The 13,030-nt window shown below is 64.4% G+C and carries 15 protein-coding genes; 8 read left to right on the top strand and 7 right to left on the bottom strand.

Annotated elements, in window-relative coordinates; translation table 11 throughout:
• Positions 1-34 precede the first annotated feature (34 nt).
• Genes ACYJSS_RS18375 through wecB form a run of 3 tightly spaced genes read right to left on the bottom strand, consistent with a single transcriptional unit; the run spans position 35 to position 4,526 of the window.
• The gene (locus ACYJSS_RS18375) at positions 35-2,173 is read right to left on the bottom strand and encodes a bi-domain-containing oxidoreductase (protein WP_236204860.1); all 2,139 of its coding nucleotides are present in this window, start codon (positions 2,171-2,173) and stop codon (positions 35-37) included.
• Positions 2,170-3,417 (bottom strand): UDP-N-acetyl-D-mannosamine dehydrogenase, encoded by a 1,248-nt coding sequence (gene wecC, locus ACYJSS_RS18380; protein ID WP_236204859.1) that lies wholly within the window; start codon positions 3,415-3,417, stop codon positions 2,170-2,172. The genes ACYJSS_RS18375 and wecC overlap by 4 nt, the downstream gene beginning before the upstream one ends.
• Entirely contained in the window at positions 3,414-4,526 is a 1,113-nt protein-coding gene (gene wecB, locus ACYJSS_RS18385; RefSeq protein ID WP_111261817.1) for a non-hydrolyzing UDP-N-acetylglucosamine 2-epimerase, read from the bottom strand. The genes wecC and wecB overlap by 4 nt, the downstream gene beginning before the upstream one ends.
• Before the next feature lie 581 nt (positions 4,527-5,107).
• Here wecB and ACYJSS_RS18390 point away from each other — a divergent pair.
• Complete coding sequence (locus ACYJSS_RS18390) at positions 5,108-5,551, top strand: hypothetical protein (protein ID WP_236204858.1); 444 nt, start codon at positions 5,108-5,110, stop codon at positions 5,549-5,551.
• On the opposite strand, the gene ACYJSS_RS18395 is transcribed toward ACYJSS_RS18390, so the two are convergent.
• Positions 5,538-5,963: a hypothetical protein gene (locus ACYJSS_RS18395; protein ID WP_236204857.1), complete on the bottom strand. Its 426-nt coding sequence runs from the start codon at positions 5,961-5,963 to the stop codon at positions 5,538-5,540. The genes ACYJSS_RS18390 and ACYJSS_RS18395 overlap by 14 nt on opposite strands.
• A gap of 200 nt (positions 5,964-6,163) precedes the next feature.
• On the opposite strand from ACYJSS_RS18395, the gene ACYJSS_RS18400 reads away from it, so the two are divergent.
• Together ACYJSS_RS18400 and ACYJSS_RS18405 are read left to right on the top strand one after the other, a co-directional pair.
• The gene (locus ACYJSS_RS18400; protein ID WP_111261820.1) at positions 6,164-6,448 is read left to right on the top strand and encodes a hypothetical protein; all 285 of its coding nucleotides are present in this window, start codon (positions 6,164-6,166) and stop codon (positions 6,446-6,448) included.
• Between the two features lie 150 nt (positions 6,449-6,598).
• Positions 6,599-6,724: a hypothetical protein gene (locus tag ACYJSS_RS18405; RefSeq protein WP_256604822.1), complete on the top strand. Its 126-nt coding sequence runs from the start codon at positions 6,599-6,601 to the stop codon at positions 6,722-6,724.
• A 108-nt stretch (positions 6,725-6,832) separates the two neighbouring features.
• Here the strand turns inward: ACYJSS_RS18405 and ACYJSS_RS18410 are convergent, their stop codons facing one another.
• The 3 genes from ACYJSS_RS18410 to ACYJSS_RS18420 all read right to left on the bottom strand — a co-directional run bounded on the left by ACYJSS_RS18410 (position 6,833) and on the right by ACYJSS_RS18420 (position 9,115).
• A complete protein-coding gene (locus ACYJSS_RS18410) occupies positions 6,833-7,786 on the bottom strand; it encodes a FecR family protein (RefSeq protein ID WP_111261857.1) in 954 nt (317 codons plus the stop codon).
• Between the two features lie 67 nt (positions 7,787-7,853).
• Positions 7,854-8,399 carry an RNA polymerase sigma factor gene (locus tag ACYJSS_RS18415; protein WP_111261821.1) on the bottom strand — a complete coding sequence of 182 codons (546 nt, stop codon included), beginning with the start codon at positions 8,397-8,399 and terminating at the stop codon, positions 7,854-7,856.
• Positions 8,396-9,115, bottom strand: a complete 720-nt coding sequence (locus ACYJSS_RS18420) for an STN domain-containing protein (protein WP_236204856.1) — start codon at positions 9,113-9,115, stop codon at positions 8,396-8,398. The genes ACYJSS_RS18415 and ACYJSS_RS18420 overlap by 4 nt, the downstream gene beginning before the upstream one ends.
• A gap of 173 nt (positions 9,116-9,288) precedes the next feature.
• On the opposite strand from ACYJSS_RS18420, the gene ACYJSS_RS18425 reads away from it, so the two are divergent.
• The 5 genes from ACYJSS_RS18425 (at position 9,289) to ACYJSS_RS18445 (ending at position 13,009) form a co-directional block, all read left to right on the top strand.
• Entirely contained in the window at positions 9,289-9,606 is a 318-nt protein-coding gene (locus tag ACYJSS_RS18425) for a hypothetical protein (RefSeq protein WP_111261822.1), read from the top strand.
• 252 nt (positions 9,607-9,858) lie between these two features.
• Positions 9,859-10,671 (top strand): ABC transporter substrate-binding protein, encoded by an 813-nt coding sequence (locus ACYJSS_RS18430; RefSeq protein WP_111261823.1) that lies wholly within the window; start codon positions 9,859-9,861, stop codon positions 10,669-10,671.
• A gap of 135 nt (positions 10,672-10,806) precedes the next feature.
• Positions 10,807-11,532, top strand: coding sequence for an amino acid ABC transporter permease (locus tag ACYJSS_RS18435; protein WP_111261824.1), 726 nt, complete (start codon positions 10,807-10,809; stop codon positions 11,530-11,532).
• 1 nt (position 11,533) lies between these two features.
• Positions 11,534-12,226 (top strand): amino acid ABC transporter permease, encoded by a 693-nt coding sequence (locus ACYJSS_RS18440; protein WP_111261825.1) that lies wholly within the window; start codon positions 11,534-11,536, stop codon positions 12,224-12,226.
• A 126-nt stretch (positions 12,227-12,352) separates the two neighbouring features.
• On the top strand, positions 12,353-13,009 hold the full coding sequence (locus ACYJSS_RS18445; RefSeq protein WP_111261859.1) for a YjfI family protein: 657 nt from the start codon (positions 12,353-12,355) through the stop codon (positions 13,007-13,009).
• Positions 13,010-13,030: the final 21 nt, after the last annotated feature.

Consider the following 13,030-nt stretch of genomic DNA (forward strand, 5'->3'; position numbering starts at 1 on the left):
GACGGCCAGCGGCATCGCCTTGGCCATCCCGATGTCAGGACTGCAGTTGCTTCTCTATCGCCAGGGCCAGGCGGGTCGTCGCCAACTGGCTCCTGATGTTCCTTTCATCTATCACGCCCGAACCGATGGCATCTGCCAGTGCCACGAGCTCCTCGTACTGGCCCTTCTGGGGCACAGGCGACGTCCAGGATCTGGCGCTGTCGCCCGACACCGATATCGTCCGGTAGTCATCAAGGCTCAGCACCTTGCCGTCGGTGTAGATGTCCATTCGCTCCTTGGGATGGCTGGCAGCTCCCAGAGAGGTGTACAACAAGGACGCCACCGAACCATCGCTGTAGCGGATGGTTGCGGTGAAATTCTCGTTGGCGCGAATGCCACCTGCGCTGACGCCGATGGCGGTCGCTTCCACCGATACCGGTTCGGCGTCGGTGAGGAAGGCGAACAGATCATAGATATGGCAGGCCTCGCCGATATTGCGGCCTCCGCCCTCCGGCCCGTGTACCCAATGATCCGGAGACAGGTAGCCTGCATTCATGCGGTAGGAAATCATCATCGGCGCGCTGCGCTGGCCCAGCATCGCCTTGAGCTGGACGATGCCTGGCGAGTGGCGCCGGTTGAAGCCGGTCATCAACAAGGGCCTGGGGCAGGCATCGGCATTGGCATAGAACGCTTCGATGGCCGCCACTTCATCCTCGAGCAGGGCCAGCGGCTTTTCGATCAGGACGTGCTTGCCGGCTTCCAGAGCCTCCCTGGCCATCGCTCCATGCAGGTGATGACGCGTGGCGATAAGCACCAGGTCGACATCGGGATCGGCCAGCGCCTCCTGGTAGTCGGTACCAGCGAAACTCGCTCCGAATTGAGTGGCCACAGCCTTCGCTGTACTGCCCGTGCGGCTGACGATCCAGCGGACTTCATAGCGTTCACGCAACCTGACCAGGTTGGGCAGATGCATCCCCTGGGCGAAACCACCCGCTCCGATGACGGCGACCCGAATTCTGCCGTCGGCCCGCACGGGCTGGCGCAGCATCAAGCTGTGTTCCCGCTTCGGAGGGGCGTCCACGGGATAGCGCAACAGAGCGAGCAACGGACGCGCCTGGCCCTTGGCCAGGCGCGCGTACAGGGCTTCCGCCTCAGCAAGATCGACTATCTCGGGCGAAAGCGCCTGCAGGTCCACCTTGCCTTGCTCCAGCAGATCCAGATAAGCCGCCATATTGCGATTCTCGGTCCAGCGCACGTAGGCAAGCGGATAGTCCTGCCCCTCCTCCTCGTAGTTCGGGTCGTAACGCCCCGGGCCGTAGGAAGTGGAGATAAGGAAGTCCAGCTCCTTGCGATAGAAGTCTTCACGCTTGAGGTCCAGTCCCACATCACCCACCAGGACCACGCGCCCCTTCTTGCGGCAGGCACGCATGGCCAGGCTTATGAGGTCGCTACTGGCGGATGCCGCAGTCACGACCACGGCGTCCGCGCCCAATCCGTCGGTCATCCAGGCCACCCGGGAAACCTGATCGTCCTGGGTCGGATCGATTCCAAGGTGCATGCCGCAGCGTCGCGCAACTTCAAGCCGTCGCGGGTCCGGATCGACACCGATGACTCGGCAACCATTGGCCTTGAACAGCTGCACAGCAAGCTGCCCGAGAACACCGAGACCAACGACCATGATGGTTTCACCCAGCGTCGGAGCCGTCCTGCGTACCCCTTGCAGGGCAATGGCGCCCAGGGTCACCGTAGCGGCATGCTGAGAAGGGAGTTCCGCTGGAACCGCCACCACCAGATTGACGGGAACGTTGATGAACTCTGCGTGGTTGGCGATACCTGCGCCGGCGCAAGCGACCCGATCACCAACCTTGAATCCTTCGACCCGATCACCCACCGCGACTACCGTGCCTGCGGCCGAGTAACCGGTAGGCTGGCCAGCCGCCAAGGTGCCACGAACCCGCTCGACGGTTCGGGCAAGGCCTTGCTCGCGCACCATGTCGAGCGCCCGGCGGATTTTTTCAGGGTGCTTCAGGGCCCGCTTGTAAAGCGGTTCCGCCGCTGACGCGACGCTCGCGGCCTCGGTGCCGACGCTCACGCAGGAATACTGCACGTGCACGAGAACGTGCTTGCTTCCCACCAGGGGGGCGGGGACATCTTCCAATCGCGCGGCACCCTGCTTCAACAGCAGTTGCTTCAACGCCACGCTCCCCGGGTATCGATCACGACCTTGTCTTCCAGCAACGAACGGTCGATGGTCAGGAACATCTTGTGGTTGACCAGCAGCAGGACGATGTCGGCATCGGCGATGGCCTCTTCGGCCTGCATGAACTCAACGTTGCGATACTTGGCCAGGGCCGGCGGCAATGTGTCGACGTGAGGTTCCACCGCATAGATGAGGCCATCTATCTCATGAGCCAGATGGGCCGCGATCTCCAGTGACGGGCTTTCACGGAGGTCGTCGATGTCCGGCTTGAAGGAGAGCCCCAGGCACGCGACCTTGGGATTGCGCAACCCCTTGACGGCGTCCTTGACCCGCTCGATCACCCAACGCGGCTTGCCATCGTTGACCAGGCGCGCGGTGTGGATCAAACGCGCCAGATCAGGGGTTTGCTCGACGATGAACCAGGGGTCGACCGCTATGCAGTGGCCACCGACCCCCGGCCCAGGCTGCAGGATATTGACGCGGGGGTGACAATTGGCGAGTTCTATCAGCTCCCACACATCGATGCCTTGCCGGTCGCAGATCAGCGAGAGCTCATTGGCGAAAGCGATGTTGACGTCACGGAAGGCGTTCTCGGTCAGTTTGACCATCTCGGCGGTACGAGCGCTGGTGGTCAGGCACTGGCCTTCGACGAATACCTGATAGAAGGCCGCGGCACACTCAGCACACCTGGGGGTCAGGCCACCGATGATGCGATCATTGCTCACCAGCTCGTGGATGATCCGCCCCGGGAGCACACGCTCGGGACAATATGCCAGGCGGATATCGGAGTCCTCGCCAGCCTGGCTCGGGAAACTGAGGTCGGGACGAGTCGCATGCAGCCACTGCTCCAACTTCTCGGTGGTGCCCACCGGCGAGGTGGACTCGAGTATCACCAGGTCGCCCTTCTTGAGCACGGGGGCAATGTTGGCAGCCGCTGCCCTGATGCAACTGAGGTCAGCCTGATGGTCATCCTTGAACGGCGTAGGTACCGCGACCATGAAGACATCCGCCGCTTCAGGCTGCAGCGAGGCACGAAATCGCCCGGAGGCTATAGCGCCGGACAGCAGCACATCGAGCTCTGCCTCGACGATGTGGATCCTGCCCGAGTTGAGCGTCGCTACAACGGATGGATTGACATCGACGCCCAGGACTTCGCAGCCGCGGCTGGCGATCAAGGCGGCAGTCGGCAGACCGATGTAGCCCAGCCCGATCATCGAAACACGCTTGAATTGAATCATCCGAGTATTCTCTGCACGATTCTCTGCGCGGCCATGCCATCCCCATAGGGATTGCCGGCCCTGGCCATCATTTCGTACTCAACCTGGCTGGTGAGTAGCCGTATCGTCTCCGAGACGATCTTTCCGCAGTCCGTACCGACCAATCGCACGGCCCCGACCTGCATTCCTTCCGGGCGTTCGGTTGTGTCGCGCATCAGCAGCACGGGCTTGCCCAGCGACGGAGCCTCCTCCTGGATGCCGCCTGAATCGGTGAGGATCAGGTGGCAACGCTTCATGAGGTAGACAAATGGCAGGTAGTCGAGCGGCTCGACCAGGTGCACCTGCGGGCAATCACCAAGAATGCGGCGGACAGGCTCCTGGACGTTCGGATTGAGATGCACGGGATAAACGATTTCCACATCCTCACGAGCAGCCAGTTCACGCAGGGCGAGACAGATGTTCTCGAAGCCCTGGCCGAAGCTCTCTCGCCGATGGCCGGTTACCAGAATCATCCGGCGATGGGGATCGAGAAAGTCGAACTCCTGCTCGAAGCGCTGTGTCAGTGCATTGTCGCTTTCGATGCGCTGGACGACGGCGAGCAAGGCGTCGACCACTGTGTTCCCAGTCACGCAGACGGCCGAGTCGGCAATGCCTTCCCGTAGCAGATTGGTCCTAGCTGCTTCTGTGGGAGCAAAGTGATGGGCAGCGATCGCACCGGTCAGGCGCCGGTTGATTTCTTCGGGCCACGGGGAATAGATGTTCCCCGTACGCAAACCCGCCTCAACGTGCCCTACAGGGATGCGCCGGTAGTAAGCGGCAAGGCTGGCAGCGAAAGTGGTCGAGGTATCACCGTGCACCAAAACAAGGTCAGGCTTCTCGCTTTCCAGAATGCTTTCCATGCCTTGCATGACACGGGTTGTGATGTCGGTCAGGCTCTGCCCGGGGCGCATGATGTCGAGATCGTGGTCGGGAACGATGTCGAAGACTTCCAGCACCTGGTCCAACATCTGGCGTTGCTGAGCTGAAACGCACACGCGACTGTCGATCAGGGATTCCGACTCCAGACGCTTGACCACCGGAGCCATCTTGATGGCTTCGGGGCGTGTACCAAAAACGCTAAGTACCTTCATTCCCCCAGAATCCTTCTGAAGTCCCAAAGCAGTGAATTTCCCCGCCTAGATAAGTAGTTCCCCGTCCTTAGGCGCCTTGAAAAAGTCCTACCGGCTGAAGGGACAATATTGCGTGCCTATTTCTAGTCGCTTATCAGTGACTTAACAAGTTTGCGTCAACTTTTTTACAGGCTGATGACCCAATTGCCAGTAGCCGACTTCCGCTCCCGAGTTTAGGCACGGCTTTGAACATGACTATCAGATCAGGTGATATGGCACTTACAACGAGTAAAGCCTCAGACGACTACAACGGGCTGACGAGTGGATCGGACAAGCACCCAATCCGAGCCAATGTCCAAGTGCACGCCGCTGCATACAGAGTGGAAGATTAGTGGCCCTTAGCCATCGGGCAAACATGATCAATGTTATAGGCTTGAAACACTCCCCCCCAATTTCTCCTTGGCTGATTCGAGCGTTCATAGCTGACATTTCCATATTCTCGTTACGTTATTAGAATGATGCGAACTCGCCAGGAACGTCCCATGAACCAGCAGGAACCATCTTCTCCTCGCAAGCGCGGCCGACCAGCGAGCGGTAACGCGATGAGCAATGCCGAACGTCAGCGGGCGTATCGGCAGCGCCAGGCGGAAATCCGCCGCGCTTTGGACGAGGCTATCGATGGCGCTGCCCAGCAGGCCCTCGAAAGCACCGGCGCACTGCGATCACAGCGCGACCAGGCCCTCGAGGCGCAGGCCCGGGCCGAGCACAAGGCACGGGAATGGGAGGCCAAGGCCAAGTCGTTGCTCAAGCAGTTGCGCGAACTGGAACAGCGCAGGGATACCCCGCCCGCCTGGTACCAGGACCCGGGCATCGAATCCGTCTACGTGCTGGAGTCGCGCCTGCGCGAGGAGAAGCACTGGAAGCGCGTCGCCTCGATGGGGGCATTCACCCGCAAGGAAGTGGCGGATGAATGGCTGAAGTCCATGCTGGCCCACTCCAGCATGATCGAGTACCGGGTGAGCCGGATCAGGTTCAAGACCGAGTGAGTCGCACCGCCCGCTTGAGCCGCCAGCAGTAGACCAGGCAGCCGGTGAGGCAGCCCAGCGAAAGGAGGCAAAGCAACAGCGTGCCGCGCTCCTGGGCAGTTACCAGCCAGTGGAGCTGGTACGGCAGGTAGGCCAGCAGCAGCCACAAAGCCGATTGGCGGGAGAAGAACAGCAACACCCCGGCAAGCATCAGCGCCAACGCGAAGAGGAAACTCGCAGCACCGGCGAGTACGGAGACTTCCCCGGCCCTCATGGCCTCCCAGATTGCCCCGCGGTTCCACAGCAGCGCCAGGAACTGGGCCGAGCAGAACGCCAGGATCGCCACGCGCAGCACGGTGGAGGTGATGCTCGGTCTGGTGCTGGTCTTCTCCGCCAGCGAGTCGCTCATCGGGGGTTGAAACGGGTTATCCATGCCATGTGCTCCGTTGTGGGAGCGGGAAATCTAGCGTTCTTCGGCGACCCTCACCACCGCAAAATGCGGGCGTTCAGGTGCCGCTTCGATAAACCGAACCGGAACGCCGCCTCGCAGTCGAAAACCGGGTAGTCCCCATTTTCGTGCCAACCGTGACCGAGGCATTGGGTGCGGTGCGGCCGTACAAAGGAGACCCACCGATGGTCACTCACTACAAGGTCGCCGGGCACCTCGCCTGCGGTCGTCACGGCAACAACCTGGTTTCCACCACTGAACTGGCACGCGTCAAGTGCCGCACCTGCCGCAACACCGAAGTCTTCAAGGAAGCCCGCCGCACTGCGCGCAACGCCGCACGACGCGCCGCCCGCAAGGCCAAGGCCGAGAACGTCGCCATCGATTGGCGCAGCAGCTGGGAGCAGCACCTCACCGCCCTGCCCGGCCGCCAGCGCCTGCCGCGTGGTTTTGGCGAACAGGGCTTCGTCTGACCCGCACGCGGGGTTGCCGTCCTGGCGGCCCCGCCCTGGCTCCGCCCTTCCCTACAGGCTTTTGCCGCAACGCCGATGGCGTCCCTGTTCCCCCTGGCCGACAATCCCCGCCAGCCCTGAGCCCATGCTTTCCTGGAAATGGAATCCGCGATGCAGAACGCTCATATCGGCCTGGTCATCATCGGTCTCATCATCGCTTTTGGCCTGGCGCTGTTCTATTTCGACCACCTGCGCGAGCCCCGCAAGCCGTCACCTGCGGAGGATGAAGCCACCTGAAACGCCAACGGCCCGGTTTATCCGGGCCGTTGCGTTATGGGGATGATGGGTTTCGCTTCGCTCTACGCCATCCTACGAAATACGAAAGCCGCAGGCGTGCAGCACCGATCAACTGACCAGCACCACCCCGCCCGGCAACTCGGTGACCGTGGCGCCGTAGGCGTCGCGGATCAGGGAGGCGACCTCGGCCAACTGGTCGAGGCGGAAGCGGGCCTGGACCTTGCGCCGGCCGAGTTCGTCGTTGACCAGCAGGATCATCCCCGGGCGGTAGCGGTTGATCTCGTCGATCACCGTGGCCAGGGGCGCGTCGTCGAACACCAGCAGTTGTTGGCGCCAGGCCATGACCATCGCCGGGTCGAAGGCGATCGGTTCGCTGCGGCCGCCTTCGTCATAGGTCAGCTGGCGGCCGGGCGGCAGCAGCAGGCTGCGCCCGCGCACCTCCACGGCGAGGCTGCCTTCCAGGCAGGTGACGCAGATGGCATCGCCCACTGCACGCACGTTGAAGCGTGCACCGGCGGCATCCAGGGTGCCGGCTCCGGCCACCACGCGGATCGGCACCCTGGCCAGCACCTCCACCTCGCCTTCGAGCAGCTCGATGCCCGCCACACCGCCGCCCAGCGGGCGCCGGTTGATGCGGGTACGGGTGTTGAGCTCCAGGGTCAGCCCCTCGGCGAAATCCACGCGGCGCTGCTCACCCACCTCGGTGCTGTAGTCGGCGCCCAGGCCGGACAGCGCCCCCGGCAACGTGGGCCGTACCAGCACCACGGCAAGGGAGGCCGCGATGGCGCCACCGAGAAACGCGCGCCGGCCGAAGCGCCGGGACGGCAGGCTGGCCGCCGGGGCAGCCGGTTGCTGCAGCGCCACGGCGGCGGGCGCCAGGGCCTGCCACAGCTGCCGGGCACGGGTGAAGGCCGCGGAGTGCTGCTCGCTTTGCGCGCACCACAGGCGGAAGGCTTCGGCGTCACGGGTGGTGGCATGGCCGGAGGTGAGGCGGAGCAACCAGGCCCGGGCTTCGTCCTCCAGCCGGGTCTGCCCGGCGGTGCCGGAATCGGGTCCTGTCATGGCGTCGTCGTTCAAGCGCAGCTGTTCTCGGGAGTGATCGGCGGGGCGCTCGTGCCGCCCCTCGACCCTATGACTGTTTTCCGGCGCCGGGACCGAACCGTTGCACCACTTTTCTTTCCAGGCGGGCGGCGCAATGGCCCAGCGCGGCCTTCAGCTCCTTCTCCACCATGCGCGTGGAGATGCCGAAGCGCCGGGAAATCTCCAGGTGCGGCACCTCTTCCATGCGCGCAGCGATGAGGATCTGCCGGCGCCGGGGCGTCAGCTCCGCCAGCGCGGTGACCAGCGCGCGGATCTCGATCTGCCCGCCGACGATCACCGCCGGGTCGAGGTGCTCTTCGCCCAGGTGCAAGAGCTCCTCGACCTCCTCGCCGGTGAGCAGGCGCGCGTCCTGGGCACGGCGGTCGGCGGCGACGTTGAGGGCCATGCGATAGAGGTAGGCGCCGGGCTTCTGCACATCCTCCGGCTCGTCCATGCGATCCAGGCGCAGGTAGGTTTCGTGGAGCACATCGTTGGCCAGGTCATCGGACCCCAGGCGCCGCCTCAGGCGTGTCCGGAACTCCTCGTAGGAGGCCAGAAACAGCCTGAGCATGGTGCCACGCTCCTTGTCATTCATGCCCCCGCAGCTCCTTCCCACTTGTTGCATTCCATGCTGGCGGCCGCCTCCGGCACCACCAGCACGGTGACCGGCTGGGGCAGGGAGGACGGTGGCGCCCTGTCGATCGTCAGGCCCCGCAGGCTTTCCACCAGCGCCGCATCGCGCTGCAGATCACCGGTCGGCCCCAGCAGGCGGCTGTGTTCCACCATGCCAACCGGGCCGATCCACAGCTGCAGCGCGGCGCGATAAGCGCCGGGCCGGGTCAGTGGGGAACGGCACAAGGCCTTGCCCAATGCACCTTGCAGGGCCGCCGCGAAGCTGCCCTGTTCCCAGCGCGTCGTGGCGCCGTGGTTGCGCCCCGCAGGCGCGTTCGAAACCCTTGCCGGCAGCACGGTGAACGCACGGCCCTCGCTGTGCTGGGCCATGAGCCCGGTGCCCGTCAGCAGCCTCGCCAGCGCCTCGCGTGGGGCCAGCCGGCCGATGACCGAAGCCGAGCGCCGCCCGCGAGTGAGTTCGCGGTCCACCAGGATGGCCATGCCGCTGGTTTCGCTGAAGCGCTCCAGTGCCTTGGAAAGGTCCTGCGCCGGCAACTGGAACTCCAGCGGACCCTCTTCGGCCCGCCCCTCGCCCGCTTGCGCCGTGCATGGCCAAGCGGCCAGGCAGCAGGCTGCGATGAGGAGAACGATCAGCACCGCTGGCGCGAGGCAGTCCCTCGCCACGGCTTCCATTGACATAGGCGGATTCCGACCCGTACTGCGTGTCGATGTATCGCTGGCTTGACTCAGGAAGGCCATCCTGAGGTCTGATCATGTCGATTGTGTGACGGGCGTTGCAAAAAAGACTTCGCAGCGATGACGGTGCTTTTACCGTAGATTTCCCGGCAATGATCCAGCACATGGAGGCAATCATGTCCGCTCGCATCACCCTCGCCGGCCTCGCTCTCGCCCTCGCGCCCCTCCTGGCCATCGCCGATGAGGGCACCGCGCAAGGCAGTTGCATCAGCGCCGAGGTGAACGGTTACAAGGCCCTGTCCTATGACTGCCTCACCCAGCGCCTGGCCAACCCGCAAGGCGCCGAGGCGGCCCGGCGCAACCGGGCCGCGATGCAGGTGCCGATCGAGCGCCGCCCGGCCAACCAGCTGGGCCTCGCCACCCCTGCCGCGACCGGCATGCGCATGGGCGCCAACTTCGGCCATTCGCTTCAACCGCAGCGTCCCGCCCCCTGACGCGGCGCCAGGAACCGCTCTAGCACGCCACATCCAGCACAAGCCACGGCGGCTCCGCTTATTCCTGTATCGAATTTAAAAAGACAAATTAATTCTTTTTTGTCTGCTCCAGCCCCCTGCCAGAATCGCCTCGCCAGCGGGCAACCCCCACCGGCGAACGGCGACGCTTCCCACCCGGAAGCGATCGCCCCCCCGACAGATGAGCGGAGCCCGGCCATGCGCGCCAGGGCCCGCCGAAGGAGCTGGATATTCATGAAGAAGCTGACTGCCCTCACCGCCCTCGCACTCGCCCTTTCCACCCTCTCCGGCCTTGCCCAGGCCGACCGCCTCGACGATATCCGCAAGGCCGGCGTCCTGCGTGTCGCGGCCTTCGACAGCAACCCGCCGTTCGGCTTCGTCGACGGGAAGACCCAGCAGCTCGCCGGCCTGGACGTGGACTACGCCCGCGCCATCGCCGACAAGCTCGGGGTCAAGCTGCAGCTGCAACCCACCAACCCGGCCAACCGCGTGCCGCTGCTGGTGGCCAACAAGGTCGACCTGGTGCTGGCCAACTTCACCATCACCCCGGAGCGCGCCGAGCAGGTCAACTTCAGCATCCCGTACTTCTCCTCGGGGCAGCAGTTCATCGTCAAGAAAGGCACCCTGAAGAACACCGACGACCTGAACAGATGGCGCGTGGGCGTCGACAAGGGCACGGTCAACGAAGGCGTGCTGCGGGAGAAATTCCCCGGCGCCAAGGTGGTCGCCTATGACGACACGCCCTTCGCCTTCACCGCCCTGCGCAACGGCCAGGTCCAGGCCATCACCCAGGACGGTCCCAAGCTGATCGGCCTGCTGGCCAACGTGCCGGACAAGGACAAGTACGAAGTGCCGCCCTTCACCATCTCCAGCGACCTGATCGGCGTCGGCATCCCCAAGGGTGAAACCGCGCTGACCGAATACGTCAACCAGACCCTGCAGGAGCTGGAAGACCAGGGCCGCGCCCAGGCCATCTACGACACCTGGTTCGGCCCGGACACCAAGACCCCGCTGGCGCGCCTGTACAAGATCGGCACGGTGCACTGACCGCACTGTTCACCATCCCCCGCCTTCGCGGGGGACGGTGATGGGAGGGTCGTGCAGGCCCCGTCATCCCCGCGAACGCGGGGACCTACCTACGTCCCCGCGCTTGCGGGGATCGCGCATTGAAAGACCTCGACCATGTTCGGCGACCCCCTCGCTCCCCGTTACCTGCACTGGCTGCTGGACGGCTTCCTGCTGACCCTCGGCACCTCGCTGGTGGTCTGTGTCATCGGCACCCTGCTCGGCGCGCTGGTCGCCGTGGGTCGCCAGTTGCCCGGCCGCCTGTCCTGGCCCGCGCGCGGCTACCTTTCGCTGCTGCGCAACACCCCGCTGCTGGTGCAGCTGTTCTTCTGGTACTTCGGCGTGCCCGCGCTGCTGCCCGAGGGCCTGGTGTTCTGGCTCAACCTGCCCCATGAGCTGGCGCTGGGCCCGTTCACGCTGGCCTGGCCGTCCTTCGAGTTCCTCGCCGCCGTGCTGGGCCTGTCGCTCTACACCAGCGCCTTCATCGCCGAGGAGCTGCGCGCCGGCATCGCCTCGGTGCGCCCGCAACAGCGCGAAGCGGGCATGGCCCTGGGCCTGCGACCGGCCCAGGTGTGGCGCTGCATCATCCTGCCCCAGGCACTGCACACGGCCTTGCCGCCGCTGTTCGGCCAGTACATGAACGCCCTGAAGAACAGCTCCCTGGCCATGGCCATCGGCCTCGCCGAGCTGTCCTATGCCTCGCGCCAGGTGGAGACGGAAACCTTCAAGACCTTCCAGGCGTTCGGCATCGCCACCCTGCTCTACCTGGGCGCGGCGATCGCCATCGAAGTGGCGGGCACGCTGCTCCACCAGCACCGCCGGCACAAGCGCGGGGAGGCCTGAGATGGATTTCTCGGTGATCCTCGACAACCTCGATTACTTCCTGCTCGGCGCCTGGCCCGATGGCCCGCTGGGCGGCGCGGCGCTGACCCTGCTGCTGTCGGCGCTCTCGGGCATCGCCTCGGCGCTGCTGGGCCTGGTCCTGGGCATCGCCCTGGCGGTGCTCGAAGGCCGGCCACGCCTGGTGCTGCTGGCGGTGCTGGGGTTCTTCCGCGCCATCCCGGTGCTGATGCTGATCTTCTGGAGCTACTTTCTGCTGCCGGTGCTGTTCCGCATCGAGGTGCCGGCACTGGCGACCGTGGTCTGCGCGCTGTCGCTGATCGGCGGCGCCTACCTCGCCCACTCGGTGTGCGCCGGCATCCAGAGCCTGCCGCCGGGCCAATGGGACGCCGGCCGCGCCCTGGGCCTGCGGCCCTGGCAGGTGCTGCGGCTGATCATCCTGCCGCAGGCGCTGCCGATCATGCTGCCGTCGTTCCTCAACCAGTGGGTCTCGCTGATCAAGGACAGCTCCCTGGGCTACGTCATCGGCGTCGGCGAACTGTCCTTCGTCGCCACCCAGGTGAGCAACCGGGTGATGGTGCACCCGACGGAGGTCTTCCTCTTCGTGGCGCTGCTGTACTTCCTGATGTGCGCGGGGCTCGACCTGCTTGCGCAGTGGGTGATGCGATTCAATGCAGCGCCTCGCTCGCGGGGGTGATGGGTTAACGTGCCGACGAGTCGATATTTCCCTTACATGAAAGATAAAAAAATCTTTCATGTAAGGAATTGCGCGCCAGCGAAAATCGCAGTAATTTGCACGCCACACCCTTGAGGAGGAATGCAGATGCCTCGCAAGACCACTCCGGACAAAGCAGGCAGGAAGGCGGCCGGAAGCACCGGTAAGTCTTCGGCCGACTACGTCCGAGACATGCGCAACCGGCTCCGCGAAGCGGGACTGGTGAAACGTGAGTTCTGGATCCTTCCCGAGAACGTGAACGCCCTGAAGGGTATCGAGAGAGCTTTACGGCAGCCCTTCCTGGGCGACCGAGTCAAACTGGAGGACTACATGACCGAGAACAGCAACTGGACCCTCAGCTCGCTTCACAACGCCCTGGCCGAACTGGCCCTGGTGGCGTCTGGCGAGATTCTGCTGAGCGTCGTCGACGGCGAGCAGGCCGGGATCAGGCTGACCATGACCGAGTACGGCGACCTGCCGATCTACATGGCGGTCGAAGGGGACCACATCATGGTCGACGCCACCCTGGTGCCGCTCGACCTGGTGAAGGATGCAAACGAATTCAACGCGCTGGTGCTGCGTACCCGCGACCTGTTCCCGCTGTCCTCGGTCGGCGTCGAGGTCATCGACGGCCAGGAGGTGTACTCCATGTTCGGCGCCCTCAGCGCCGCCTCGTCGCTCACCGTGATCATCCAGGAGGTCTACACCCTGGCTGAAAACGTGATCCGCGCCGTCGAAGCCTTCGAAGACCACTTCAAGGCCTGACCGAATCCATTCAAGGAGAAG

It is taken from the genome of Pseudomonas sp. No.21, from assembly GCF_054558415.1.